This is a genomic window from Pseudomonas sp. UBA6315 (assembly GCF_002438125.1).
Taxonomy (GTDB): Bacteria; Pseudomonadota; Gammaproteobacteria; order Pseudomonadales; family Pseudomonadaceae; genus Aquipseudomonas; species Aquipseudomonas faucium.
The window spans coordinates 1-24,756 of record NZ_DJTF01000064.1 but is presented as its reverse complement, the minus strand read 5'-3'; the positions used below and the strand labels follow the sequence as shown (position 1 = coordinate 24,756).

Sequence of the window (24,756 nt, the reverse complement as noted above, 5' to 3'; positions counted from 1 at the left end):
GCGGCGCTCGATCTCACGGCCACCCAAAAAGCCGTGACTAGCCCCTGGCAACACCAACACTGAACTAATCATTTGGCAGGAAAAGATAATTTGTAGCCTGATAATTCCATCGCTGCCCGGTAGCGCGGAGTCATCCGCGATAAAAGCACAACGCCAGAATAGCCATGTGCATGGCTGAAACCCGCACCGCAGCGGCACCGAGCCCCACGCCGGGTCATGTACCGGCACGCGTCGATCGCAGGCCATGTAGGAAATGGTGAATTCAGCCGTAGCCTATGCCCAGCAACCACCCTTCACCCTAAACACCACGTTCATTGTCAGCCCATTTCCCGCTCCCTAACCTGCGCCTCCTTCGCAACCAATGCGTGCCAAGGAGAGCGTGATGAGCATGGACCCAGGCGAGTGGCTGGCGCCCCAGCACCGTCGATTATTCAAGTTCCTGCACCCGGCAAAGCCGGCGGCGGGGTTGCTGCTGGAGCGCTTCAAGGGCAGTGACGGCATGTCACAGGCGTTCGCCTACGAGCTGATGCTGATCAGCGACAATGCCCAGCTGCCGCTCAAGTCGATGATCGGCCAGCAGGTCAGTATCGAGATCGAGTTGGCCGATGCCGCGCCACGGTTCATCAACGGCTACCTCACGCGCTTTGCCAGCCTGGGCAGCGATGGTGCCCTGAACCGCTACAGTGCAACCCTCAAACCTTGGCTTTCACTGCTTGAGCACCGCATCGACACGCGCATCTTCCAGGACTGCACGGTGGAGGAGGTACTGCGCGAGGTTTTTGCGTTGTACCCGCAATACGCCAGCTTCCGCTTCTGCCTGTACCGCCCGCACAAGCGTCACAGCTACCTCACCCAATACCGCGAAAGCGACTTCAGCTTCATTCACCGCCTGCTCGAGCAGGCGGGCATGTTCTATCACTTCGAGCACAGCGCGCCGAGCCATGTGCTGGTTATCAGCGACACCTCGCGCTTGGCGGAGCAGTTGCCCGAGCAGCCGCACATTCGGTTTCACCGAAACTCGGTGACTGAAACCGCCGACGCCATCACGCGCTGGTGCGGCCATCGCCAGCTGGCGGCCGGCAAGTTCGCCCTGCAGACCTTCGACTATCGCCAGCCGCGCAACTTGCTGCCGGTCATGATGAACAGCGTGAACGAGCAAGGCGATGTGCAATGCCTGGAGGTGTACGACCCTGGCCAATACACCCATGGCACCTACAACGAAGGAGAGGCCTTGCTGCGCACGCGCCTGGAGGCGCTGGAAGTGCGCGCCAAATGGTTTGAAGGCGCCAGTAACTGCCGCGCCATGCGCCCGGGCCATAGTTTCGAATTGCTGCAACACCCGGCCCATACCGACACTCAGGTGGACGAGCGCGAATTCCTGTTGTTGAGCGTGGCCTGTGAAGGCCACAACAACTACCTCACCGGGCAGCAGGCCAGCTACTTCAACACCTTCACCTGCGTGCGCAAGAAGATCCCGTTTCGCCCCCAGGCCAACACCGCCCGCCCGGTCATCAACGGCCCGCAGACCGCCATCGTCGTCGGCCCGCCCGGCGAGGAAATCTTCACCGACGAACTGGGGCGGGTGAAGGTGCAGTTCCACTGGGACCGCCAGGGTGATTACAACGCCGCCAGCTCCAGCTGGGTGCGGGTGGCACAGGCCGGGGCCAGCGGTGGCTTTGGCAGCATCCAGATCCCGCGGGTGGGTGACGAAGTGGTGGTGGTGTTCCTCGAGGGCAACCCCGACCGGCCTTTGGTCATCGGCAGCGTCTACAACATCGGCAACCCGCCGCCCTGGCCACTGCCGGCGAACAAGACCCAGAGCGGAATACTCACTCGCTCGATCAATGGCACGGGCCGTACCGCCAACTTTCTGCGCTTCGAAGACAAGGCCGGCGCCGAACAGGTCAGCCTGCACGCCGAACGAGACCTGTACACGGAAGTGGAGGCAGACGACAGGCTCATCGTTGGTGGCAACCGCACCATCAAAGTAACGGGCAAGCAGGCGCAAACCATCAGGCTGGAAACCAGTATTGCGGTGGAAGAAGGGTCTTACTTCGTCACTGTCGACCAGGGGCATATCAACTTGAGTGCCGCGCAGTCCATCACCCTCGAAGTGGGGAAGAGCAAGTTGGTGATGAACCAGGACGGGACCATCAAGTTGTCTGGCGTGGTGGTGGAAGTGGATGGCAGCACGATCATCAATCTCAATAAATCCGAGTGAAGGGCAGGGAGCCGTCTTTATGTATCGCAAAAGTATCTACGACCGGATTTCCGAAAGGCGTGAGGAACAGGAACGCATCGAAAACGAACGCGTCGCACAAGAGGCGATGAAACCGCCAGCGCCGCAGCGCTTTCAGGCGAATGAGCTGAGTTTTGTGCGACCAGAAAGCCTGAGAGACAAAACGTTTCATGTATTCACCCTCACCGAGTTCACGCCTAGCCCATTTTCATTGGTGATAGGCAGGTCATTGGCTGCGCGGGATGCATCACTGGAGACGCTTGCGCAAAAATTGCTCGGCGAAGTGGAAAAAACGCTTTCGCATCTGCAGTGGATCGAACCTGTTACGCCCACTGAGGTGGCGGGCCTGGAGGCGCGCCAGGTGGAGTTCCGATGGCGCCAGCAAGGTCGGCCGATACATCAGATTCAGGTGATGTTTCTGCATCAGGATGAACATGGGCAGCGCCTGCTGATGCAGGTCACGGCAACCAGCAACAATCCCAAAGGCATGACCCAGATCGAGCGTGAAGCGTTCACCGAGGTCATCACCAGCTTTGAATTGCGCAGCCCGCCAGGTGGCAGTGAGGAGGTGAACGAGGCTGCGCCGGCATGAGCGGTGCGGCACGTTTCGCGGACCCGATTGAACATTCCAGTGCACTGAACGGGCTGTTGGCAGGCCTGGCGATTGGGGCCGCTGCTGTGCTGGTCGGTATAGCTGTTATTGGCACAGGCGGCTTGGGCGCTGCGGCGCTGGTTGCGATGGTCGGCGCGGGTACCGCCACGGGGGCGGGCATTGGTCAGCTGCTCGGCAGCTTGTCATTCGCACAGCGGGAAACGGGCTTCATAACGTCCGGCTCTCGCACTGTTCATATCAATGGCCAACCGGCAGCGAGGGCGCATGTCGACTATGCCGTGTGCTCGGATCATGCCGGTGTAACAAAGACACTGGCCCAAGGTAGCTGCTCCGTTTACATCAATGGCTTGCCCGCTGCCAGAGTTGGGGATCGCACGGTTTGCGACGCCAGGATTAGTGCCGGGTCGCATAACGTCTTTATAGGTGGCCGGGCTGAGACAACCGACGATATCAGCCCTGAAGTGCCCGTATGGCTTGAAGGCGCAGTGCTGGGAATTGGGCTTGCCAGTGCAGTCGCCTTGGTTGGGCCGGCGATGGCGCTTTGGGGGCTTTTTGGTGGGGTGCTTGGCGGTGGTGCGGGTTATCGCATAGGAGGAGATCGTTACGGGGAAGGTTCTGATGAGCAAAAGCTTATGGCTTTTGGTGGGGGATTGATTGTTGGTGGTCTGGTGTCTCGTTACAAGTTGCAGCCGGGCGCAGGGCTTGGGAGCAACTTTGGTAATGCAAAGTTCGGCGCAAGAGGATCGAAGGGGTATTTGGGCTACTTAAAGGGGGAGCTGGTAGAGCTGCCAGGAGTTAGGGCGGAAGTTTTTCTTTATGTGAAAAGATCCAGCGCGGAATTGAAGGCATTGAGGCAGGTTTTTAATAACTCAGAGAGGCAAGGTTTTTTAAAGGAGTTGTCGAGCACGACTGAAGGTGTCGCCAGTCTGAAGCGTGCTGGATTTAACAGTGCTGAGATCAATAGAGTTCAAAGCGGGAAACTCCCGAACGAAGATTGGCAGGTGCATCACATAAAGCCGTTAGATGATGGTGGTACCAATGACTTTGGGAATTTGGTGCTTATACAGCATCACCCTTATCATAAAGTGATGAATAATGTACAAAAGCATTTGGTAGGTGGATTGAAAGAGGGAGAAAGTAAGCGGGTAGAGTGGCCTGTGTTTGATGTGAGAGTTTATCCTGCTTTTGGAGGTTAGGGATGGATGAAGCGATAAAAACTAAGATAATTAGCTTGCACGATGCGTTAGATGAAGGGGAAATCTATATGGGTCCGCCTGCAACGATGAGTGACATAGCAAATTTAACCAATGCTGTGTGGGGCGAAATGGACGCTGCGCTACCTCCTGAGTATTTGGATTTTCTCCAGAATTTCGACGGCCTCGTTGCGTGTGGTGTTTTTATTTATTCAAGTCGCACGCGCACGAAAGCTGATGGAAAATTAGCGCGACATGATTTTCTTGGAATGAATAGGCTTGGGCGTGAATCGGGCTGTATGGATGATTTTTTGGTTTTCGGAGACAGTGACTTAGATGAGTATGTGTTGGACTTGGTGCGAGGTAAGTATCAGGTGCGCGACAGAGTCGCTTTTGATAACGTGTATGAAGAATTTGACACTTTTGAAGGTCTGTTGGGGTATATGGTTGATTTGATTGTTCATTGGTCGAAGAATTAAAAATACCGACAGATAGGAATGAGGGAGGGTGAAAGTAGGAGGGCGAGTGGGTGATGATTGATGTGGAAATCTACCCTGGTTCAGGGGGCGCTATGAATGACTCGACAGTAGCGAACATTTTAGGATCGCACGGTAAGCGTGTTTGGATATCTTCAGATCAAGCGCCGCGCGGGGAGGGTGGTTTGGCGTTGGNNGCGGCGCTCGATCTCACGGCCAGCAAAAAAGTCATGACTAGCCCCTCACCCCCGCGTCGCCTGCCAACACAGCAACGACCCCACCGTCACCAACACCGCCCCCTGCCAGAACTGCAACCCCAACTGCGCCCCAAGCCAAGCCGCAGCAAACGCCGATGACAACACCGGCGCCGCATACGAAGCCGTCGCCAGCAACGTCAGGTTGCCGCGCAAGATGCCAATGTTCCAAAGCGCATAACCCCCGGCCATACCCACCGCCGCCGCCAGCAGCTCAAGGCTGTGCACCAGCGAAAAAGCCGGCAGCGCCTCGCTGCTGAACAGGTACTTCACCCACAGCACCCCAGCCGTCAGCACAAAGAACAGCGCCACATGACTCTGCCCATTGGCATAGCGTCGGGTCACGTTGCAGTACAAGGCAAAGGTCACCGCACAGGCCGCCGCCAGGCTGTAGCTCAAGGGGTTGGAAGCAATGTTGCTGGCGATGCTGGCCAGCGACAGCCCGTCGCTGCTCACCACCCAGAGAATACCCAGCAGGGCAATGGCGGTGCCGGGCACGATCAACCAGCGCGCCGGCTGGCGGTTCATGAAGATCGCCAGCAACACCGTCAGGCTCGGCCACAGGTAATTGACCACCACCAACTGGATCGCCTGGGTACGGCTGACGGCATACCCCAGGGCCAGGCACAGGCAGATCTCGTAGGCCACGAACAGCGCCGAGCCGCTGACCAGGTACAGCCGCGAGGCGTTGCGCAGGCGCGGGCGGCCGAGCAGCATCAGCAGCAGCGCGGCGCCGAGGGTGTAGATCAGCGCGGCGCCGCCGATGGGGCCGAAGTGTTCGCTGACACTGCGGATCAGGCCGCTGGCCGTGCTCCACAGCAGGATCGCCGCCAGGCCGCAGGCGGTCGCGGCTGAAGGGCTGGTGATGCGCATGGGGCGGGCTCTCTTGGGTGAAAAAGCGCCAAGTTTAAAGGCTCGGCTGCCACGGGTCACGGGGTCAGCGCCGCGCCGAAAGCTGCTGCGGCGCCAGGAAGGCATCATGGAAGTAGTTGCGCAGCGCCTGCATCGCCGGGCTGAAGGCGCGTTCGCGGTGCCAGGCCAGGCCCACGCTCATCGGCGTCACCGGGTCGCTAATGGTCACGGTCTCGATGCGTTTGCCTTCCAGCGACCAGGGCCGGTGCACCAGGTCCGAGAGGATCGCCACGCCGCTGCCGTTGGCGACCATGCTGCGCACCGCCTCCACCGAACTGGTGCGCACCCGCACCGTGGGCCGCTGGCCGGCCTGCTCCCAGTAGCGCATGGCGCTCTGCTCGGCTTCATCGACCGTGAGCAGGATGTACGGCTCGCAGGCCACGTCGGCAAGGCTCACCGCCGAGCGCTCGCACAGCGGGTGATGGCCGGGCAGCCACAGGCGGCGCTCGGAGTTGAACAGGGTTTCGGAGACGATGTCCGGGTGGGTGAGGTTGGCGGTGAGCACCACGGCCATGTCGAAACGCCCATCCAGCAGGCCTTGCTCGATGGCGCTGCGCTCCTGTTCGTGCACCTCCAGCGACACATCCGGGTGCCAGTGCGCCAGGCGCTGCAGGTGGTGGGGCAGGAAGTAGCCAATCACCGTGTAGCTGGCCGCCAGGCGCAACAGGCCGCTGGCGCGCACGTCGGGCAGCGGGCTGTTCAGCGCATCGTCGACGCTGCGCAGGATCACGTAGGCGCGGTTGAGAAAGTGCCGGCCGGCGTCGGTCAGGTTCATGCCCTGGGGCGAGCGCTGGAACAGCAGCACGCCGAGCATCGCTTCGAGCTCCTTGATCGCGGTGGTCACCGCCGATTGGGAGATGTTCAGGTGGATCGCCGCCTGGGAGATCTGGCCAATCTCGGCGGTGGCGACGAAGTAGCGAACCTGGCGCAGGGTCAGTGACACGATGACGGCTCCTGGGTATCTGTTTTTCAGAAGACACCCTATCTGTTTATAGATCTTCCCAAGGGGGTGGGGAGAATCTAACGTGGCCTGCATGCAGCCACAAGCACCAGGAGAACCAGCATGCAGGCGGTGGATTTCAATTCGGACATGGGTGAGGGTTTCGGCCCGTGGACCATCGGTGATGGCGTCGACAACGAGCTGATGGCGTTCATCAGCTCGGCCAACGTCGCCACCGGCTTCCACGCCGGCGACCCCGGCACCATGCGCCGCACGGTCGAGCGGGCCAAGGCGCTGGGCGTGGCCGTGGGCGCGCACCCGGGCTTTCGCGATCTGGTCGGCTTTGGCCGCCGGCACATCAACGCGCCGGCCCAGGAGCTGGTCGACGACATGCTCTACCAGCTCGGCGCGCTGCGTGAAATCGCCCGCGCCCAGGGCGTCAGCCTGCAGCACATCAAGCCGCACGGTGCGCTGTACATGCACCTGGCCCGTGATGAAGAGGCGGCGCGGCTGCTGGTGGAAAACCTGCAAGTGATCGAGCCCACGCTGCTGCTGTACTGCATGCCGGGTTCGGTGATCTGCCGGATTGCCCAGGCGCTTGGCCAGCCGGTGGTGCGTGAGTTCTACGCCGACCGCGAATACGACCTCAGTGGCTCGATCGTGTTCACCCGCAACGTGCGCGGCTACGAGCCGCAGCGGGTTGCCGAGCGCGTGCTGCGTGCCTGCCAGGAAGGCGTGGTGCGCACCGTCGAAGGCCAGGACCTGGCCATCGAGTTCGACTCCATCTGCCTGCACAGCGACACGCCAGGCGCCCTGGGCCTGGTCGAGGCCACGCGCGCGGCCCTGGATGGTGCCGGTATCCAGGTGCGCGCCCCGCGTTAAGCGCCATTTGCCGCACCGCATTGTTTTTGCCTGCCTTACCGATAAAGATTCCAAGAAAAGGAGCAGACATGGCCGAGCCGCTTGCCACCACCCCAATCCGCTACAGCTTCGGTGCCGACGAGCACCTGTTCGCCGAGGTCAGCGAGAGCATGTCGCTGCAGGCCTTCTTCAAAGGGCTGGCGGTGACCCGCGCCGTCGAGCGCCTGGCGCTGGAGGGCGTGCTCGACGTGTGCCTGGCCAACGCCTCGTTCCAGATCCGCTTCGACCCCGACCGCATCGCGCCCGAGGTGCTGCTCGAAGCGGTGCGCGGCGCCGAGGCCGAGGCCGTGGCGGAGCGCTCGTTGAGCACGCGCATCATCGAGATCCCTGTGCTGTACAACGACCCCTGGACCCATGAAACCCTGATGCGTTTTCGTGACCGCCACCAGGACCCGCAGAGCACCGACCTGGAATACGCCGCGCGGATCAACGGCCTGGCCGACGTCGAGGCATTCGTTGCCGCGCACAGTGGGGCGCCGTGGTTCGTGTCGATGGTCGGCTTCGTCGCCGGCTTGCCGTTCATGTTCCAGATGGTCGAGCAGCAGCGCCAGTTGCAGGTGCCCAAGTACCTGCGCCCGCGCACCGACACGCCCAAGCTCACCCTCGGCCATGGCGGCTGTTTCGGCTGCATCTATTCGGTGCGTGGCGCCGGCGGCTACCAGATGTTCGGCGTCACCCCAGCGCCGATCTACGACCCGCAGCAGAGCCTGGCCTACCTGAAGGAGCACATGGTGTTCTTCCGCCCGGGCGACATCGTGCAGTTCAAACCCATCGACCGGCGCAGCTACGACCAGGCCGTGGCCGACGTCGAGGACGGGCGCTTCGACCTGCGCATCCGCCCGGTGGAGTTCTCCCTGGATGCATTTCTCGCCGACCCCGTCGGTTACCCCAAGACGCTGCAGGAGGCGCTGGCATGATCAAGGTACTCAAACCTGGCCTGGCCACCTCGGTGCAGGACCTGGGCCGCGAAGGCTTCTATCACCTGGGCATCCCGCCCTCGGGCGCGCTCGACCAGTACGCGCTGCGTGCGGCCAACCACCTGGTCGGCAACCCGGCGGGCGCTGCCGGCATCGAATGCGCGCTGGTGGGGCCGGAGCTCGAGTTCCAGCACGATGCCCTGGTGGCGGTGTGTGGCGCACAGATGCCGGTGCTGCTCGATGGCCGTGAGCAGCACCCGTCTACCGCCTTTGCCGTCCGGGCCGGGCAGGTGCTGCGTTTCGGCTTCCCCACGGCCGGGGCGCGGGCTTACCTGGCCGTGGCCGGGGGCATCGATGTGCCTGAAGTGCTGGGCAGCCGCTCGACCTACGCCCTGGGCGCCCTTGGCGGCCATCAGGGGCGCAAGCTGATGGCGGGTGACGTGCTGCCGGTTGGCCAGGCCAGTGGCAAGACCCGCGCCGGGGCCAGCCTGCCCATGGCGCTGCGCCAGGCACTGGGTGGCGAGGTGGTGTTGCGGGTGGTGCCGGGGTTGTACTTCCATCGCCTGAGCGAGGCCGCGGCGCAGAGCTTCTTCACCGATGCCTGGACCGTGGGGTCGGAGGCGGACCGCATCGGCTACCGCTACAAAGGCGGTGGCGCGTTGAGCTTCCAGCCCCGCGAGCAGCCGTTCGGCGCGGGCTCGGACCCTTCGAACATCGTCGACAGCTGCTACCCGATCGGCTCGATCCAGGTACCGGCGGGGCTCGAACCGATCATCCTGCACCGCGATGCGGTGTCGGGTGGGGGCTACGCCATGATCGGCACGGTGATCAGCGCCGACCTGGACCTGGTGGGGCAGATGCAGCCCAACCAGCAAGCGCGGTTCTTGCCGGTGAGCATGGACGAAGCGCTGGAGGCGCGGCGGTCGTACAAGAAGAAGCTGGGGTGCCTGGCCAAGCTGTTCGGCTGATCACTCATCCATACCGTACCGCGTGGTACGGTACAGTACGATTCTGTGAGGCGGGCTTGCTCGCGAACACCGGCAAAGCCGGTGCCGACTCTGTGGGAGCGGGCTTGCCCCGCGAACACCGGCGAAGCCGGTGCCATTCACCGCGCTGCCTGCTTCGCGGGGCAAGCCCGCTCCCACAGGATCGGCTTTCGGCCCCCCATCAGCAGTTTTGCTGCAGGCGCTCGGCACAGGTGCGCAGCACCTCCTCGGCCGGGCGCTGCCACCAGTTGTCACGCGAGAAGATCTCCACCTCGATGGCGCCCTGATACCCAGCCGCTTCCACCCCCTGGCGCAACCCACGCAGGTCGATGACGCCATCGCCCATCATGCCGCGGTCGAGCAGCAGGTCGCGGGTCGGCACCAGCCAGTCGGACAGGTGCAGGCCGAGGATGCGCTGCTGCTGGCCGGCGCGTTGCACCTGCTGGGCAAGCTTGGGGTCCCACCAGCAGTGGTAGGCATCGATGGCCACGCCCAGGCTCTGGAAGCCCCCAGGCTCAAGGGCCTCGCACAGGTCCAGGGCTTGTTCCAGGGTCGACAGGCACGAGCGGTCGGCCGCATACATCGGGTGCAGCGGCTCCAGGGCCAGGGCCACCCCGTGCCGGCGGGCATCTTCCAGCAGCCAGCCGATACCTTCGCTCACCTGCTGGCGGGCATCGGCGAGGTCGCGTGAACCTTGCGCCAGGCCGCCGACCACCATGATGAAACACTCGGCCTGCAGCTCGGCGGCTTCTTCGAGGGCTTTGCGGTTATCGGCCACGGCGGCGGCGAAGGCCTCTCGGCTGGCCGCCGGCAGGTAGGTAGAGCGGCAGTAGGCATTGACCTTCAGCCCGCAGTCGCGCAGCTGCCGGCGCACCTGCTTCAGGTCCTGGCCTTGCAGGTCGCGGCGCCAGGGCGCGACCTGGCCGAAGCCGGCGCGGGCGATCAGCTCCAGAGTTTGGCCGAGGGGCAGGCGGTGGCCGAGGGTGGCGGTGTTGATCGAGCAGCGGTCGAGGCGCTGCTCCAGGGATGAACCGTTCATGGGGCAATCACCGTGGGCAGGTGGCAGAGGGCGCAACGCCGCAGGCCGCGGCGTTGCGCAAGGGGCTAGGCGTCGACGCCGTAGAGCGCCAGCAGGCGTTTCATGCGGGCAACGGCCAGCACCGGGTCGGCGAGCAGGCCGGCCTGGTCGGCCAGGCGGAAGATTTCGCAGAAGTACGGCAGCGGGCGCATGGCCTGGTGCCCGCCGAGCATCACGAAGTGCTCCTGGTGGCCGTTGAGGTAGGCCAGAAACACCACGCCGGTCTTGTAGTACTGGGTCGGGCTGCTGAAGATCAGCCGGGCCAGCGGCAGGGTCGGTTCGAGCAGCCGCTGGTAGCGCGCCAGGTCATCTTCGGCCAGCGCGGCCAGGGCGTGGGCGGCGGCCGGGGCGATGGCGTCGAAGATGCCCAGCAGCGCGTGGGAGTAGCCGTGCGCGTCGCCGGCGATCAGCTGCGGGTAGTTGAAGTCGTCGCCGGTGTACATCTTCACCGAGGCCGGCAGGCGACGGCGCATGAGGATCTCCTTGTCCTTGTCGAGCAGGGAAATCTTGATGCCATCGACCTTGCCCACGTTCTCGTGGATCACCTCCAGGCAGGTGTCCAGCGCCTCCTCGAAGCGCTCGGCGCCCCAGTAGCCCTGCAGCGCGGGGTCGAACATCTCGCCCAGCCAGTGCAGGATCACCGGCTGGTCGGCCTCGGCCAGCACCTTGCGGTACACCAGGCGGTAGTCGAACGGGGTCTTCGCCACCCGCGCCAGGGCGCGGCTGGCCATCAGGATCATGCGCCCGCCGAGCTTGGCGATGGCATCGCGCTGCTGGGCATAGGCACGCACCACGTCATCGAGGTCGCGGGCCTGGTCCGCTGGCAACTGGTCGGTGCCGCAACCGGAGAAGATCACCGCATGGCGGATGTCGCGGGTTTCGCTCAGGGTGCGCTCGATCAGCTCCAGCGCGGTCGGCCAGTCCAGGCCCATGCCGCGTTGCGCGGTGTCCATCGCCTCGGCGATGCCCAGGCCTTGCTGCAGCAGGTAGCGGCGGTAATCCATCGTCCGCCGCCAGTCGATCGCCGCCTTGCCACCGGGGGCGCTGGCGCTGAACGGGTCGGCGACGACATGGGCCGCCGAAAGGGCGATGCGGTTGGCGGGCAGGGGGCTGGCCGGCGGCAGCAGCGGCTCGCCGACCAGGGTGTAGCGCTGCAGCGGGTGGCCGGCCTGGGCGCTGGGCAGGTTGATGCTCAAGGACATGCGTGTCTCTCCAGTCAGAATTTGGGAAGCAGCAGGCCGCCGTCCACCGGCACGGCGTGGCCGACGGTGTAGGGCAGGGCGCCGGTGGCCATGCTGACCACCACCCGGGCGACATCTTCGGGCTGGCCCCAGCGCTTGATGGCGGTCAGGCCACGTTCGATCTCGGCGTCGTAACGGGCCTTGGAGGGGGCGGTCATCTCGGTGGCGATCAGCCCGGGCTGCACCTCGTAGACGCCGATGCCGGCCTCGGCCAGGCGCACCGCGAACAGCCGCGAGGCCATCGACAGGGCGGCCTTGGAAATGCCGTACTCGCCGCGCAGCACCGACACCGCCTGGGCGTTGGATGAGGTGATGGTGATGATGCTGCGCAGGGCCTGGCCGGCCTCGCGCCGCACCAGGCGGCGGGCGAAGGCCTGGGTGAGGAAGAAGGTGCCGCGGGTGTTGACCTGCTGGCAGCGGTCGTAGCTCTGCGGCGTCACCTCCAGCAGGTCGCCGCGCGACAGCACCGAGACGCCGGCGTTGTTGACCAGGCAGCTCAGCGCGCCAAGCGCCTGTTCGGCGGCATCGAGCAAGGCGTCATGGCCGTCGATGGCGGCGATGTCTGCGGCCAGGGCCACGGCGCGGGCGCCGTGGCGGCTGGCCAGTTCGGCGGTTTCCTGCAGGGCGGCATCGGCCTGCAGGTCGACCAGGGCCAGGTCGAACCCGGCGTGCGCCAGGCCCAAGGCGATGGCCCGGCCAATGCCGGCGCGGGCGCCGGTGACCAAGGCAACGGGGCGGGCGGTCATGCGCGTGCTCCCTGGTTGAGCAGCTCACGGGCGATGATCGTGCGCTGGATCTGATTGGTGCCTTCGTAGATCTGGGTGATCTTGGCGTCGCGGTACAGGCGCTCGACCTCGAAGCCGCGGATGAAGCCGCTGCCGCCGAACAGCTGCACGGCATTGGCGGTCTGCGCCACGGCGATGTCGGCGGCGAAACACTTGGCCATGGAGCAGGCGATGGTGGCGTTGTCGGCGCGGTCCAGGCGCTCGGCGGCGTCCCGCACCAGCAGGCGGGCGGCGCGGATGTCCTTGGCCATGTCGGCGAGCATCCATTGCACGCCCTGGTTGTCGGCGATTGGCTTGCCGAACTGCTTGCGCTGGGGCACGTAATCCAGCGCCGCCTCAAGCCCTGCCTGGGCGATGCCCACGGCCAGCGAGGCGATGCCGACACGGCCCTTGTCCAGGGCGCTCATCATGATGTGGAAGCCACGGCCCTCGACGCCCAGCAGGGCATCGGCCGGCAGCTCGACGTTGTCGAAGTTCAGCCCGCCGACCTGCGAGGCGCGCTGGCCCATCTTGTGCTCCTTGGGGCCCTTGGACACACCCGCCAGGTGGCAGTCGACGATGAAGATGCTCATGCCGCGCTTGCCGGCGGCAGGGTCGGTGCGCGCCAGGACGAACGCCAGGTCGGCCACCGGGGCGTTGTGAATCCACAGCTTCGAGCCGTTGAGCAGCCAGCCGGTTTCGGTGCGCACGGCGCTGGTGCGGATGCCCGACACATCGGAGCCGGCCTCGGCTTCGGTGATGCAGTAGGCCGGATGCTTCTCGGCGCGCAGCAAGGGCGGCAGGTAGCGCTGGCGCTGCTCGGCGGTGCCGTGCACCGCGAGCAGGGTGCCGATCAGCTCCAGCAGGCCGCACTGGTCGGCGACCGAGGCGTAGCCGCGCGACAGCTCTTCCATCACCAGGGCATAGGCGAGGGTATCCAGGCCGGCGCCGCCGAAAGCTTCGGGCACGGTGATGCCGAACAGGCCGAGCTCGCCCATCTGCCGGTACAGCGGCGCGGGGAAGCTCTCTTCGTGGTCGAGGCGTTCGGCCAGCGGGCGGATGGTCTGGTCGGCAAAGCGCCGGGCAACGTCCTGGATCATCAGGTGTGTTTCAGAAAGCGGCATTGTTGTTTTCCTTTCCGGGAGGCGACGAGGGGGTTCATCGCGTGGGTTGTGTTCTGTTCCGGGCTGCTTTAAAGTGTTTTTAAGTAACCAACTGGTTATTTATTTAAAGCGCCCTTTGGCAGGCCGTCAAGCACTCAATTGCACACCTGGAGTCGCCCGGGGCCGGGCGATCGATGAGGAAAACAACAATGAAAAGAAGCTGTACATCAGCAGCGGATGTCGCCAGCCGGATAGCCGATGGCGCGACCGTGGCCATCTGTGGCTCGGGCACCTTGCTGGAGCCGGACGCCTTGCTGGCGGCCATCGAAGCCCGCTTCCTGAGCACCGGCCACCCGCGCGACCTGACCCTGGTGCACGCCCTGGGCATCGGTGACGGGCGCGGCAGCGGCCTGGAGCGCCTGGCCCACCCCGGCCTGGTGCGCAAGGTGATCGGTGGCCACTGGAGCTGGTCGGCGAAGATGCAGGCGCTGGCGCGCAACGAGCAGATCCAGGCCTACAGCCTGCCGGCCGGGGTGATCATGAGCCTGATGCGCGAGATCGGCGCCGGCCGCCCGGGGCTGATCACCCACATTGGCCTGGGTACCTTCGCCGACCCGCAGGTGGCCGGCGGCAAGTGCAACGCCAGTGCCAGCCAAGCGTTGGTCGAGCGGCTGAGCATCGATGGCCAGGACTACCTGCGCTACAAGCCGTTCAAGGTCGATGTGGCGATCGTGCGCGGCAGCCTGGCCGACCCCAGCGGCAATATCAGCCTGTGCCACGAGGCGGCCGACCTGGACGCCTACGCCCTGGCCCTGGCGGCGCACAACAGCGGCGGCAAGGTCTACGCCCAGGTCCGCGGCCTGAGCGACAGCGCCTTCGTGCCGGCACGCCTGGTGCGCATCCCCGGCGTGCTGGTGGATGAAGTGGTGGTGGTCGAGGACCAGCGCCAGTGCGTGGCCGCCGACTACGACCCGGCCATCAGCGGCGAGTGCCTGCCCCAGGCGGCGCGCAGCGAGGCGCCGATGGCCGACGACATCCGCCGCATCATCGCCGCGCGTGCGGCCGATGAATTCGTCCCGGGCATGTCGCTGAACTTTGGCTTCGGCATCCCCGGCGGCATCCCCTCGCTGCTCGCCGAGCGCGGCCTGCAGGACAGCTACTGGGGCAGCATCGAGCAGGGCATCCACAACGGCCGCATGATGGGCGGGGCGATGTTCGGCGCAGCGCAGTACCCGCAGGCGATCGTCACCTCGCTGGACCAGTTCGACTTCTACAGCGGCGGCGGTGTCGACCTGGCGTTCCTCGGCATGGGCGAGATGGACGGGCAGGGCAACGTCAACGTGTCCAACCTGGGCGGCACGCTGGTCGGCCCCGGTGGCTTCGTCGACATCACCCAGGGGGCGCGCAAGGTGGTGTTCTGCGGCGCCTTCGAGGCCAAGGGGCTGGAGGTGGCGAAGGTCGGCGATGCCTTGCAGATCGAGCGCCGTGGCGAGGTGCCCAAACTGGTCGAGCAGGTGCGCCACATCACCTTCAGCGGCCCGCAGGCGGTCCGTGCAGGCCAGGAGGTGCTGTACGTGACCGAGCGCGCGGTGTTCCGCCTGCTGCCCGAAGGCATCGAGCTGATCGAGGTGGCGCGGGGCGTGGATATCGAGCGCGACGTGCTGGCGCGCATGGCGTTCACGCCGATCGTGCGCGACGTGAAAGTGGCGGGGTTGGCATGAGCCGCGCAGCCCCTCGCGGCGTGCGGTGTGGCCGGGAGGGGCTGCGCGCGGTGTGGGCGTCAGGCGGGGCGCAGCATGCCGAGGATGGTCTGCACGTTGAAGTCGATGCGCGCCTGCAGGGCTTCGGGCGACATCAGGTCGAAGCCGTAGATGATCTCGCCGGTGAAGCGGTTGTTCAGGTAGTAGTAGTTGATCGCGGCGATTGTGATGTTCAGCTGCACCGGGTCGACGCCTTCGCGGAACACGCCCTGGGCCACGCCGCGGGCGAGGATCTGGGCGACCATCGACACCATCGGCGCGTGCATCTGCTGCATCTTTTCCTGGGAGCGCTTGAGGTGCACGGCCTTGTGCAGGTTCTCGCTGTTGACCAGGGTCAGGAAGTGCGGGTTCTTCAGGTAGTACTTCCAGGTGAAGGTCACCAGTTGGGTGATCGCCTCGACCGGCTCCAGCGCTTCGAGATTGAGCTTGCGTTCGGCCTGGCGGATGTCCTGGTAGGCCGACTCCAGGACCGCTTCGAACAGCCCCTCCTTGTTGCCGAAGTACTCGTAGATCATCCGTTTGTTGGACTTGGCGCGCAGCGCGATGCTGTCGATGCGTGCGCCGGCCAAGCCCAGTTTGGCGAATTCGACCTTGGCGGCGTTGAGGATTCTCAGGCGCGTCGCTTCGGAATCCCGGGTGGGGCGGGCGCTGACCGCTTCGGTGGCTTTGCTGGGCATGTGGAACGCTCTCCAGAGCTTGAGTGCTGTACTTCCTGACGCAGAAATCAATGGCCTGCGGTGTAGGGGCGATGAGCTTAGCCGCGGGGGCATAAGGCTGACAAACAAAGCTTAGCCCGCTGCTTGTATGTAAACAACCGGTTAGTTATACATAGGCAACCGGCAACCGCTCGATACGCGCTATGCGGGTGGTTTGCCAGAACAACAACAACGCTGTACTGAGGATGTTTCCCGTGAATAACAACGACAACACGCCACGCCTGGCGCCGCCGCTGCAGCCGCGGCGCTTCGAAATGTTCATCGACGGCCGCTGGACGCAGGGTTCGGCGACCGCCCAGGTCACGCGCTACAGCCCGTCCCACGAGGTGCCGGTGAGTGTCTACCCCGCTGCCGGCGTCGACGACGTGCAGCAGGCGGTGGCGGCGGCCCGCCGGGCCTTCGACCACGGCACCTGGGCCCGCTCCAGTGGTGCGTTGCGGGCAGGTGTGCTGCTGCGCACCGCCGGGCTGATCCGCCAGCACAGCGAAGCGCTGGCGCTGCAGGAAACCTTCGAGACCGGCAAGCCGATCAGCCAGGCCCGCGGCGAGGTGCTGGGCGCCGCGGGCATCTGGGAATATGCCGCAGGGCAAGCCCAGGCCCTGCACGGCGACAGCTTCAACAACCTTGGTGACAGCCTGCTCGGGCTGGTCACGCGTGAGCCGGTGGGTGTGGTCGGGCTGATCACGCCGTGGAACTTCCCGTTCTTCATCCTCGCCGAGCGCCTGCCGTTCATCCTGGCGTCCGGCTGCACCGTGGTGGCCAAGCCCAGCGAACTGACCTCCGGTACCACCTTGATGCTGGCCGGGCTGATGCAGGAAGCCGGCCTGCCCGACGGCGTGCTCAATGTGCTCACCGGCCCGGGTGCGGTGCTCGGCCAGGCGATCAGCGCGCATGCCGATATCGACATGGTGTCGTTCACCGGCTCCACCGAAGTCGGCCGCCTGACCATGGCCGCGGCCACCGGCAACATGAAGAAGGTCGGCCTGGAATTGGGCGGCAAGAACCCGCAGGTGGTGTTTGCCGACGCCGACCTGGACGCGGCCGCCGACGCCATCGTCTTCGGCATCTGCTTCAATGCCGGCCAATGCTGCGTCAGCGGCAGCCGCCTGATCGTCGAGCGTTCGGTGGAGCAGGCGCTGACCGAGAAGATCTGCGCCTTGCTCGACAGGGTGCGCATCGGTGACCCGTTGCACGAGGGCACCCAAATCGGCTCGATCACCGAGGCCCGTCATCTGGAGCGGGTGCTGGGCTACATCGAGCAGGGGCGGCGCGAAGGCGCGCGCTTGCTGCGCGGCGGGCAGCGCATCGAATCGCCGACGGGCATGTACCTGCAGCCAACCGTGTTTGCCGATGTCACCCCGCAGATGGTCATCGCCCGCGAAGAAATCTTCGGCCCGGTGCTGACCATTACGGCCTTCGACAGCTTCGAGCAAGCCATGGCGCTGGCCAACGACACGCCCTTCGGGCTGGCCGCCAGCCTGTGGAGCCGCAACCTGGAGACTGCGCTGCAGGCCACGCGGCAGATCAAGGCTGGCCGGGTCTGGGTCAACACCACCATCGCCGGTGGGCCGGAGCTGCCTTCTGGTGGTTTCAAGCAGTCGGGCATTGGCCGCGAGGCCGGGCGCTACGGGGTGGAGGAGTACACTGAGCTCAAGTCCGTGCATGTGCAGCTGGGTGCCCGCACGCCGTGGGTCAGCGCCTGAATCCAGGCAGCAGAACAACAAGATCGGAGAAAACAAGCATGTACGATTACGTCGTTATCGGTGGGGGCTCCGCCGGTTGTGTGCTGGCGGCGCGCCTGAGCGAGCAGGCGGATGTGCGGGTATTGCTGCTCGAGGCCGGGCCTGCCGATACCAACCCCTACATCCATATGCCGGTGGGTTTTTTCAAGATGACCGGCGGCCCGCTGACCTGGGGCTTCGATACCGTGGCCCAAGGCACCATGAACAACCGTTCGGTGCTGTACCCGCAAGGGCGGGTGCTGGGCGGTGGCGGTTCGATCAATGCCATGGTCTATACCCGCGGCAACGCCAAGGACTATGACGACTGGGAGCAGGAGGAGGGCTGCCGTGGCTGGTCCTTCCGCGAGGTGCTGCCGTATTTTCGCAAGGCCGAGGACAACGAGCGCCTGAGCAACGAATACCACGGCACCGAAGGCCCGCTGGGGGTGTCTGACCTGATCAGCGTGAACGAGGTGACCAAGGCCTTCATCCGCTCGGCCCAGGAAGCCGGCATCCCTTACAACGCCGACTTCAACGGCGCTCGCCAGGAAGGCTGCGGCGCCTACCAGGTCACCCAGCGCGGCGGGCGCCGCTGCAGTGCCGCCCAGGGCTACCTGAGCAAGGCCCGCCAGCGGCCCAACCTGACCATCCAGACCGACTGCCTGGTAACCCGCATCCGCATCGACAACGGCCAGGCCACGGGTGTCGAGTATGTCCAGGGCAGTGGCTCGCGCGAGGTGCGCTTCGTGGCCGCCGAGCGTGAGGTGGTGCTGGCGGCCGGCGCCATCGGCTCGCCGAAAACCCTCATGCTCTCCGGCGTCGGCCCGGCCGAGGAGCTGCAGCGCCTGGGCATCGAGGTCAAGCAGGACCTGCCCGGGGTGGGGCAGAACCTGCAGGATCACTTCGACATCGACATCGTCTACGAGCTCAAGGGGTCGCAGAGCCTGGACAAGTACGCCAAGCCGCACATGATGTTGCTGGCGGGGCTGGAGTACAAGCTGTTCAACAAGGGCCCGGTCACCTCCAACATCGCCGAGGCCGGTGCCTTCTGGTACGGCGATTCGCGCGCCAGCGTGCCAGACCTGCAATTCCACTTCCTGCCCGGTGCCGGGGTGGAGGCGGGCATCCCGCCGGTGCCCTCCGGCGCCGGCTGTACCCTCAACTCGTACTTCCTGCGCCCGCGCAGCCGTGGCAGCGTGCGCCTGCGCAGCGCCGACCCGCTGCAGCCGCCGCTGATCGACCCCAACTACATCAGCGACCCGTATGACCTGCACGTGTCGGTCGAAGGCATCAAGCTCAGCCGCGAGATCATGGCCCAGCAGTCCTTGAGCCGCTACATCAAGGCCGAGCATTTCCCCGGCGACAGCGTGCGTACCCAGGCGGACTACGAAGACTACGCACGGCGCTGCGGGCGCACCGGGTATCACCCGGTGGGTACCTGCAAGATGGGCATCGACGCCATGGCCGTGGTCGATCCGCAGTTGCGGGTGCGGGGCGTGCGGCGCTTGCGGGTGGTTGACTCTTCGGTGATGCCGAGGTTGGTCAGCTCCAACACCAATGCGCCGTCGATCATGATTGCCGAGAAGGGCGCCGACCTGATCCTGGGGCGCAGCCTGGCGCCTTCGGAGGTTCTGGTGCGCAGTGAGCGTGGGGAGCCGCACAAGGTACTCTGAGCGCCGTTGGGGTTCAGCTGTGTGATTCGGCTGTGGGATTCACCTGTGGAACTCACCTGTTGAATTCACCTGTGGGAGCGGGCTTGTCCCGCGAAAGGGCCGGCTCGGACGCCAAAGGTGTATGGCCAGGGCTTCGCCCTGGTTCGCGGGGCAAGCCCGCTCCCACAGGGGTTGAGCAAGACAGTTGCCCCATCCAGAACACTTTCAGCCTCAGCCAAACATTAGTGATTGCATCCTCGCTGCGTTAGATTTATAAATAACTAGTTGGTTACATAAAAACAACAGGCAGTACTCACCCGGTGCCCTGCACCCGGAGGCCAAATGAATAACAACAATGATTCCACCCAACTGCTGGACATCACCCGGCGCAAGCTGCTGGTCGGTGCCGCAGGCCTTGCCGGCGTCGGTGCCGTGGCCGCGCTGATGCCCACCGTGCTCTGGGCGCAGACCACGCTGACGTTTTCCAATTCCTTCCGCTCCCTGACCAACCCCTACCACGCCATCTTCAACCGCGGCGGCCAGGCCTACGCGGCCAGCCTGGGCCTGCCGTACTCGCCGCTGGTCACCGAAGGCAACAGCCAGAAGGGCATCGCCGATATCCGCGCGCTGATCGCCAAGACCGAAGGCAACCTGATCCTCAACATCGAGCCCAACGACTCCGCCGATGCCCGCGCCATCATCGAGCAGTGCGTCAAGGCCGGGGTCTACGTCACCACCGTGTGGAACAAGCCCGACGACATGCACCCCTGGGACTACAGCCCCTACTGGGTGGCGCACATCTCCGAAGACGGCCAGGCAGTGGGCGAGGCGGTGGCCACCGAGCTGTTCGAAGCCATGGGCGGCAGCGGCGGCATCGTCGCCCTGGGCGGCATCCTCAGCAACGTGGCGGCCATCGGCCGGCGCAGTGGCCTGGAGGCCGCGCTGAAGAAGTACCCCGGCATCACCCTGCTGGACTTCCAGCCAGCCGACTGGAGCGCGAACAAGGCGTTCCCCATCGTGCAGTCGTGGCTGACCCGCTTCAACAGCGACATCAAGGGCATCTGGTGCGCCAACGACGACATGGGCATGGGCGCGCTCGAAGCGCTGCGTGGCGAAGGCCTGGCCGGGATGATCCCGGTGGTGGGCATCGATGGCATCGAGCAGGCCGTCGAAGCCATTCGCACCGGCGAATACATCGCCACCACCAGCCTCGACCCTTACTGGCTCGGCAGCATGGGCCTGGCCCTGGGCCACGCGGCCAAGACCGGGCGCATCGACCCGGCCCAGGAGCCGCACGAGCACCGCGAGTTCTACGTGCGCCCGCAACTGGTCACCAAGGCCAATGTCGAGGCGTTCTACGCCAGCAACTTCAAGGCCACCCCGGTGGTGGACGTGAATGATTTCTGGGGGCGCGTGGCCGGGCCTATCCGCTACACCTCCTGACCCCTAGCGCCTTTTTCATTCGGCCAGCCTGCCAGGCTGCACGCCGAGGGTTTTCTACTGCCTGTTTTCCGGAGTTATCGTCATGGCCCGCCTGCGACGGTTTTCGTCACTGCTTGTCCTGCTGCTGATCGGCCTGCTCATCGGTTCGATCAACAGCAACTTCTTCGACCCGATGAACCTGGTGCGCATTGCCACCGCCTGTTCGATCCCACTGCTGATGGCACTGGGCGGGATGTTCGTGATCCAGATGGGCAGCATCGACCTGTCCGTGGAAGGCGTGGTGGCAGTCGCCGCCGTGTGCTTCGCCCTGCTGGTGGGCAACAACCTCAATGCCCACGCCCTTGGCCTGTGGGCCTTGCCGGTGGCCATTGCGGTCGGCGCCGGCACCGGCCTGCTCAACGGCCTGCTGCAGGTGAAACTGCGCATCCCATCGTTCATGGCCACCCTGGGCCTGGGCTTCGTCGGCATCGGCCTGGCCACGGCCTTGCTGCAGGGCAACACCGTGCGGGTGCTGGACATGGACGTGCGCGCCATCGCCTTGCACCGCCTGCTCGGGCTGCCGTTGTCGGTGTGGATCGTGGTGCTGGCGCTGGGCGTCGCCCACTTCATCTCGCGCCATACCGTGCTCGGGCGCCACGCCCTGGCGATCGGCGGTGGCGAGGACCTGGCGCGGCTCAATGGCGTCAACGTCAACCGCATACGCATTGGCATCTTCGCCCTGGCCGGGGCCTTCTATGGCCTGGCGGCAATCCTTGCGGTGGCGCAGTTCGGCCAGGGGCACGCGCTGATCGCCCAGGGCCAGCTGTTCACCGCGATCACCGCCATCGTGGTCGGCGGCGCCTCGCTGGCCGGCGGCAACGGCAGCCCGCTGGGCACCTTGCTGGGCGTGCTGATCGTGGTGGTGGTGAGCAACGGCATGGTCCTGATGGGGGTTGCGCCGTATGTCCAGCAAGGCGTGCAGGGGGTGTTGATCATCGCTGCCGTCGCCATTGCCCTCGACCGTGCCAAGGCACGGGTCGTCAAGTGAGGAAGCCTGCCATGCTCACCCTGAACAATGTCACCAAGCGCTTCAACGGCGTCACCGTGCTCAAGGGCATCGACCTTGAGGTACGCAAGCACGAAGTGGTCGGCCTGATCGGCGAGAACGGTGCCGGCAAATCGACCCTGATGAAAATCCTCACCGGCGTGCACCAGCCCGATGAAGGGCACCTGGAGCTCGACGGCCAGCCCATCGTCCTCGACGGCCCTCGCGGTGCCACCGCGCAGGGCATCGCCATGGTCTACCAGGAGCAGTCGATCCTGCCCAACCTGTCGGTGGCCGAGAACCTGTTCATGGGCCGCGAAGACGAATTCTCGCGCTTTGGCTGGCTCAACTGGAAAAAACTGCACCGCGCGGCGCGCCAGCAGCTGGCCAAGGTCAACCTCGATATCGACCCGGGCATGCTGTGCAGCGAGCTGAGCTTCGGCCAGCGGCAGATGATCGAGCTGGCCAAGGCGCTGGCGCTGGAAGAGCGCTGCCAGGGCCACCTGGTGATCCTGCTCGACGAGCCCACCTCGGTGCTGGAGCAGCGCGAGATCGACACGCTGTTCCGCCTGGTGCGCCAGCTCAAGTCGCGCGCCTCGTTCATCTTCGTCTCGCACCGGCTGGACGAGCTGCTCGAACTCAGCGACCGGGTGTACGTGATGAAGGACGGCGAGGTGGTGGCGCAGATGCCCGCTGGCGAAGCCTCCAAGGAGCGCCTGCACAGCCTGATGGTGGGCCGTTCGCTGCAGGCCGAGTTCTACCGCGAATCGCTGCAGAAGCCGTGCTTGCCTGAGGTGGTGCTGTCGGCACGTGGGCTGGCCTTGCACGGCCATTTCGCCAGCCTCGACTTCGACCTGCACCGCGGCGAGATCCTCGGCATCGCCGGGGTGATCGGCTCGGGCCGCGAGGAGCTGTGCCGGGTGCTGGCCGGGTTGCTGCCCAGAAGCAGCGGCGAGCTCAAGGTGCACGGCAAGCGCCTGGCCGGCGGCGGCCCGGCGGCGGCGATCCGCGCCGGGATCGGCTACATCCCGCGTGAGCGCAAGGTCGAGGGCATCGTCTCGATGCTCAGCGTGGCGCAGAACATGACCTTGGCGCGGATCGGCCAGGTCACCCGTGCCGGCCTGCTCGACGAGAAGCGCGAGCGCAGCCTCGCCGAGAGCTGGATCAAGCGGCTGAGCATCAAGACCCCAGGCCCGGATGCCTTGCTGCTCAACCTCAGCGGCGGCAACCAGCAGAAGGTGGTGCTGGCCAAATGGCGCAACGCCGGCTCCAGCATCCTGATCCTCGACCACCCCACCCGTGGGCTGGACGTGGGTGCCAAGGAAGACGTCTACCAGTTGATCCGCGAGATCACCGAACAGGGCGTGTCGGTGATCCTCACCGCCGACACCCTGGAAGAAATGATCGGCCTGAGCCACCGCATCCTGGTGATGCGCGATGGCGACGTGGCGCAATCCTTCGCCTGCCTGCCGGGGGCCAAGCCCCAGCAGGTCGACCTGATCCAGTACATGGTCTGAGAGAACAACGATGCCTATCCTGCTCAATGGTTTTCGCACCCAAGCGCCGCTGCTGGCGCTGATCGTGCTGGTTGCCCTGATCGCCGGCTACGACCCCGGCTTCATCCACCCCGGTGCCGTGTTCGGGCTGCTTGCCGACACCGCCACGCTGTTCATCATGGCCACCGGCATCACCTTCGTGCTGCTGATCGGCGGCATCGACCTGTCGTCCCAGGCGGTGGCTTCCATGGCCAGCGTGCTGGTCGCGCTGCTGCTGCCAGGCTTCGGCCCGTGGGCCTTCGCCATCGGCCTGCTGGCGGGCATTGCCGCGGGGGCGCTGAGCGGGGTGCTGCACACCTGGCTGCGCATCCCGTCGTTCATCGTCACCCTGGCCATCGGCGGGGTGGTCACCAGCCTGACCATGCTGGTGTCGAGCAATCGCACCATCAACATCGATGGCGCGCAGCGCGATGCCTGGTTCGGCTGGGTGACTGGGCAAACGGCGGGCATCCCCAACGAAGTGTTGGTCGCAAGTGTGGTACTGGGGTTGTGCATCTTCTTGCAGCGCAAGACGCCCTTCGGCCGCTTCGGCAATGCCGTGGGCGCCGGTGAGCCTGCGGCCTGGGCCTCGGGGATCAACGTCAACCGTATCAAGGTGCTGACCTTCGCACTGTCGGCGGGGCTGGCGGCGTTGTCCGGGGTGCTCATGGCCGGGCGCCTGTCCAGCGGCTCGCCGACCCTGGCCAACGAGTTCCTGCTGCCGGCGATTGCCGCCGTGCTGGTCGGCGGCACCGCACTGACCGGCGGCGTCGGCAGCGTGTGGCGCACCCTGGTCGGCGCGTTGCTGGTGTCGGTGGTGCGCATCGGCATGACCTTCGTCGGCATCAGCGTGTTCGCCCAGCAGATCGTCTTCGGCGTGATCCTGATCATCGCCGTGGCCTTCACCCTGGACCGTTCCAAGCTTCCCATCGTCAAGTAACCCATCGCAAAGGTGAAAACACTGCAATGAAAGTCCTTGTGTCAATCAAGCGAGTGGTCGACTACAACGTCAAGGTTCGCGTCAAGGCGGACCACTCCGGCGTCGACCTGGCAAACGTCAAGATGGCCATGAACCCCTTCTGCGAAATCGCCGTGGAAGAAGCCGTGCGCCTGAAAGAGAAGGGCGTTGCGACCGAGATCGTGGTCGTCTCCGTCGGCCCGACCACCGCCCAGGAACAGCTGCGTACCGCGCTGGCACTGGGTGCCGACCGCGCCATCCTGGTCGAAGCCGCCGATCAACTGAACGCCCTGGCCGTGGCCAAGGCGCT

22 protein-coding genes are annotated in these 24,756 nt (G+C 65.1%); 15 read left to right on the top strand and 7 right to left on the bottom strand.

From position 1 onward, the window contains the following. Positions 1-382 precede the first annotated feature (382 nt). From B3E94_RS08045 to B3E94_RS08030, 4 genes are read left to right on the top strand one after another with little or no spacing between them, the layout of a single operon-like run. Positions 383-2,221 (top strand): type VI secretion system Vgr family protein, encoded by a 1,839-nt coding sequence (locus B3E94_RS08045; RefSeq protein WP_286913017.1) that lies wholly within the window; start codon positions 383-385, stop codon positions 2,219-2,221. A 19-nt stretch (positions 2,222-2,240) separates the two neighbouring features. Beyond that, positions 2,241-2,831 carry a DcrB-related protein gene (locus B3E94_RS08040; RefSeq protein WP_286913016.1) on the top strand — a complete coding sequence of 197 codons (591 nt, stop codon included), beginning with the start codon at positions 2,241-2,243 and terminating at the stop codon, positions 2,829-2,831. After that, complete coding sequence (locus B3E94_RS08035; RefSeq protein ID WP_286913015.1) at positions 2,828-4,048, top strand: PAAR domain-containing protein; 1,221 nt, start codon at positions 2,828-2,830, stop codon at positions 4,046-4,048. The genes B3E94_RS08040 and B3E94_RS08035 overlap by 4 nt, the downstream gene beginning before the upstream one ends. Positions 4,049-4,050: 2 nt before the next feature. Next, entirely contained in the window at positions 4,051-4,524 is a 474-nt protein-coding gene (locus B3E94_RS08030) for a YrhA family protein (protein ID WP_286913014.1), read from the top strand. Positions 4,525-4,763: 239 nt separating this feature from the next. Here B3E94_RS08030 and yddG read toward each other — a convergent pair whose 3' ends face one another. Next, positions 4,764-5,648, bottom strand: coding sequence for an aromatic amino acid DMT transporter YddG (yddG, locus tag B3E94_RS08025; protein WP_176516560.1), 885 nt, complete (start codon positions 5,646-5,648; stop codon positions 4,764-4,766). Between the two features lie 64 nt (positions 5,649-5,712). Continuing rightward, complete coding sequence (locus B3E94_RS08020; RefSeq protein ID WP_176516558.1) at positions 5,713-6,630, bottom strand: LysR family transcriptional regulator; 918 nt, start codon at positions 6,628-6,630, stop codon at positions 5,713-5,715. A 120-nt stretch (positions 6,631-6,750) separates the two neighbouring features. On the opposite strand from B3E94_RS08020, the gene B3E94_RS08015 reads away from it, so the two are divergent. The 3 genes from B3E94_RS08015 (at position 6,751) to B3E94_RS08005 (ending at position 9,433) form a co-directional block, all read left to right on the top strand. After that, positions 6,751-7,509 carry a 5-oxoprolinase subunit PxpA gene (locus B3E94_RS08015; protein WP_286913013.1) on the top strand — a complete coding sequence of 253 codons (759 nt, stop codon included), beginning with the start codon at positions 6,751-6,753 and terminating at the stop codon, positions 7,507-7,509. Positions 7,510-7,577: 68 nt separating this feature from the next. Beyond that, the gene (locus tag B3E94_RS08010) at positions 7,578-8,465 is read left to right on the top strand and encodes a 5-oxoprolinase subunit B family protein (protein WP_286913012.1); all 888 of its coding nucleotides are present in this window, start codon (positions 7,578-7,580) and stop codon (positions 8,463-8,465) included. After that, positions 8,462-9,433, top strand: a complete 972-nt coding sequence (locus B3E94_RS08005) for a biotin-dependent carboxyltransferase family protein (RefSeq protein WP_286913010.1) — start codon at positions 8,462-8,464, stop codon at positions 9,431-9,433. The genes B3E94_RS08010 and B3E94_RS08005 overlap by 4 nt, the downstream gene beginning before the upstream one ends. A 199-nt stretch (positions 9,434-9,632) precedes the next feature. On the opposite strand, the gene B3E94_RS08000 is transcribed toward B3E94_RS08005, so the two are convergent. From B3E94_RS08000 to B3E94_RS07985, 4 genes are all read right to left on the bottom strand, one after another. Beyond that, the gene (locus B3E94_RS08000; protein ID WP_286913009.1) at positions 9,633-10,490 is read right to left on the bottom strand and encodes a sugar phosphate isomerase/epimerase family protein; all 858 of its coding nucleotides are present in this window, start codon (positions 10,488-10,490) and stop codon (positions 9,633-9,635) included. Positions 10,491-10,555: 65 nt separating this feature from the next. Next, positions 10,556-11,731 carry a dihydrodipicolinate synthase family protein gene (locus tag B3E94_RS07995; protein ID WP_286913008.1) on the bottom strand — a complete coding sequence of 392 codons (1,176 nt, stop codon included), beginning with the start codon at positions 11,729-11,731 and terminating at the stop codon, positions 10,556-10,558. Positions 11,732-11,745: 14 nt separating this feature from the next. Then, a complete protein-coding gene (locus tag B3E94_RS07990; RefSeq protein ID WP_286913006.1) occupies positions 11,746-12,516 on the bottom strand; it encodes a 3-ketoacyl-ACP reductase in 771 nt (256 codons plus the stop codon). Beyond that, the gene (locus B3E94_RS07985) at positions 12,513-13,658 is read right to left on the bottom strand and encodes an acyl-CoA dehydrogenase family protein (protein WP_286913005.1); all 1,146 of its coding nucleotides are present in this window, start codon (positions 13,656-13,658) and stop codon (positions 12,513-12,515) included. Before B3E94_RS07985 ends, B3E94_RS07990 begins: the two co-directional genes overlap by 4 nt. Before the next feature lie 188 nt (positions 13,659-13,846). Here B3E94_RS07985 and B3E94_RS07980 point away from each other — a divergent pair, with 188 nt between their 5' ends. Next, positions 13,847-15,358 (top strand): CoA-transferase, encoded by a 1,512-nt coding sequence (locus B3E94_RS07980; protein WP_286913003.1) that lies wholly within the window; start codon positions 13,847-13,849, stop codon positions 15,356-15,358. A 59-nt stretch (positions 15,359-15,417) separates the two neighbouring features. Here B3E94_RS07980 and B3E94_RS07975 read toward each other — a convergent pair whose 3' ends face one another. After that, entirely contained in the window at positions 15,418-16,074 is a 657-nt protein-coding gene (locus tag B3E94_RS07975; protein ID WP_176516539.1) for a TetR/AcrR family transcriptional regulator, read from the bottom strand. A 233-nt stretch (positions 16,075-16,307) separates the two neighbouring features. Here B3E94_RS07975 and B3E94_RS07970 point away from each other — a divergent pair, with 233 nt between their 5' ends. From B3E94_RS07970 to B3E94_RS07940, 7 genes are all read left to right on the top strand, one after another. Next, the gene (locus B3E94_RS07970) at positions 16,308-17,816 is read left to right on the top strand and encodes an aldehyde dehydrogenase family protein (protein WP_286913002.1); all 1,509 of its coding nucleotides are present in this window, start codon (positions 16,308-16,310) and stop codon (positions 17,814-17,816) included. Between the two features lie 38 nt (positions 17,817-17,854). Next, positions 17,855-19,507, top strand: a complete 1,653-nt coding sequence (locus B3E94_RS07965; RefSeq protein ID WP_286913001.1) for a GMC family oxidoreductase — start codon at positions 17,855-17,857, stop codon at positions 19,505-19,507. Positions 19,508-19,828: 321 nt separating this feature from the next. Then, complete coding sequence (locus B3E94_RS07960) at positions 19,829-20,929, top strand: sugar ABC transporter substrate-binding protein (protein WP_286913000.1); 1,101 nt, start codon at positions 19,829-19,831, stop codon at positions 20,927-20,929. Between the two features lie 82 nt (positions 20,930-21,011). After that, the gene (locus B3E94_RS07955) at positions 21,012-21,956 is read left to right on the top strand and encodes an ABC transporter permease (protein ID WP_286912999.1); all 945 of its coding nucleotides are present in this window, start codon (positions 21,012-21,014) and stop codon (positions 21,954-21,956) included. An 11-nt stretch (positions 21,957-21,967) separates the two neighbouring features. Next, positions 21,968-23,470, top strand: coding sequence for a sugar ABC transporter ATP-binding protein (locus tag B3E94_RS07950; RefSeq protein WP_176516527.1), 1,503 nt, complete (start codon positions 21,968-21,970; stop codon positions 23,468-23,470). Positions 23,471-23,480: 10 nt separating this feature from the next. Then, complete coding sequence (locus B3E94_RS07945) at positions 23,481-24,428, top strand: ABC transporter permease (protein WP_176516525.1); 948 nt, start codon at positions 23,481-23,483, stop codon at positions 24,426-24,428. Between the two features lie 26 nt (positions 24,429-24,454). Beyond that, positions 24,455-24,756: electron transfer flavoprotein subunit beta/FixA family protein (locus B3E94_RS07940; protein ID WP_286912997.1), on the top strand; the 302-nt coding region annotated here is incomplete at its 3' end.

Coding starts and splice junctions, on each gene's coding strand:
- B3E94_RS07980 (WP_286913003.1), top strand. CDS start 13,847: ATGAAAAGAAGCTGTACATCAGCAGCGGATGTCGCCAGCCGGATAGCC.
- B3E94_RS07960 (WP_286913000.1), top strand. CDS start 19,829: ATGAATAACAACAATGATTCCACCCAACTGCTGGACATCACCCGGCGC.
- B3E94_RS08030 (WP_286913014.1), top strand. CDS start 4,051: ATGGATGAAGCGATAAAAACTAAGATAATTAGCTTGCACGATGCGTTA.
- B3E94_RS07985 (WP_286913005.1), bottom strand. CDS start 13,658: ATGCCGCTTTCTGAAACACACCTGATGATCCAGGACGTTGCCCGGCGC.
- B3E94_RS08045 (WP_286913017.1), top strand. CDS start 383: ATGAGCATGGACCCAGGCGAGTGGCTGGCGCCCCAGCACCGTCGATTA.
- B3E94_RS07950 (WP_176516527.1), top strand. CDS start 21,968: ATGCTCACCCTGAACAATGTCACCAAGCGCTTCAACGGCGTCACCGTG.
- B3E94_RS07955 (WP_286912999.1), top strand. CDS start 21,012: ATGGCCCGCCTGCGACGGTTTTCGTCACTGCTTGTCCTGCTGCTGATC.
- yddG (WP_176516560.1), bottom strand. CDS start 5,648: ATGCGCATCACCAGCCCTTCAGCCGCGACCGCCTGCGGCCTGGCGGCG.
- B3E94_RS07975 (WP_176516539.1), bottom strand. CDS start 16,074: ATGCCCAGCAAAGCCACCGAAGCGGTCAGCGCCCGCCCCACCCGGGAT.
- B3E94_RS07945 (WP_176516525.1), top strand. CDS start 23,481: ATGCCTATCCTGCTCAATGGTTTTCGCACCCAAGCGCCGCTGCTGGCG.
- B3E94_RS07965 (WP_286913001.1), top strand. CDS start 17,855: ATGTACGATTACGTCGTTATCGGTGGGGGCTCCGCCGGTTGTGTGCTG.
- B3E94_RS07995 (WP_286913008.1), bottom strand. CDS start 11,731: ATGTCCTTGAGCATCAACCTGCCCAGCGCCCAGGCCGGCCACCCGCTG.
- B3E94_RS08035 (WP_286913015.1), top strand. CDS start 2,828: ATGAGCGGTGCGGCACGTTTCGCGGACCCGATTGAACATTCCAGTGCA.
- B3E94_RS08005 (WP_286913010.1), top strand. CDS start 8,462: ATGATCAAGGTACTCAAACCTGGCCTGGCCACCTCGGTGCAGGACCTG.
- B3E94_RS08000 (WP_286913009.1), bottom strand. CDS start 10,490: ATGAACGGTTCATCCCTGGAGCAGCGCCTCGACCGCTGCTCGATCAAC.
- B3E94_RS08010 (WP_286913012.1), top strand. CDS start 7,578: ATGGCCGAGCCGCTTGCCACCACCCCAATCCGCTACAGCTTCGGTGCC.
- B3E94_RS08015 (WP_286913013.1), top strand. CDS start 6,751: ATGCAGGCGGTGGATTTCAATTCGGACATGGGTGAGGGTTTCGGCCCG.
- B3E94_RS08040 (WP_286913016.1), top strand. CDS start 2,241: ATGTATCGCAAAAGTATCTACGACCGGATTTCCGAAAGGCGTGAGGAA.
- B3E94_RS07990 (WP_286913006.1), bottom strand. CDS start 12,516: ATGACCGCCCGCCCCGTTGCCTTGGTCACCGGCGCCCGCGCCGGCATT.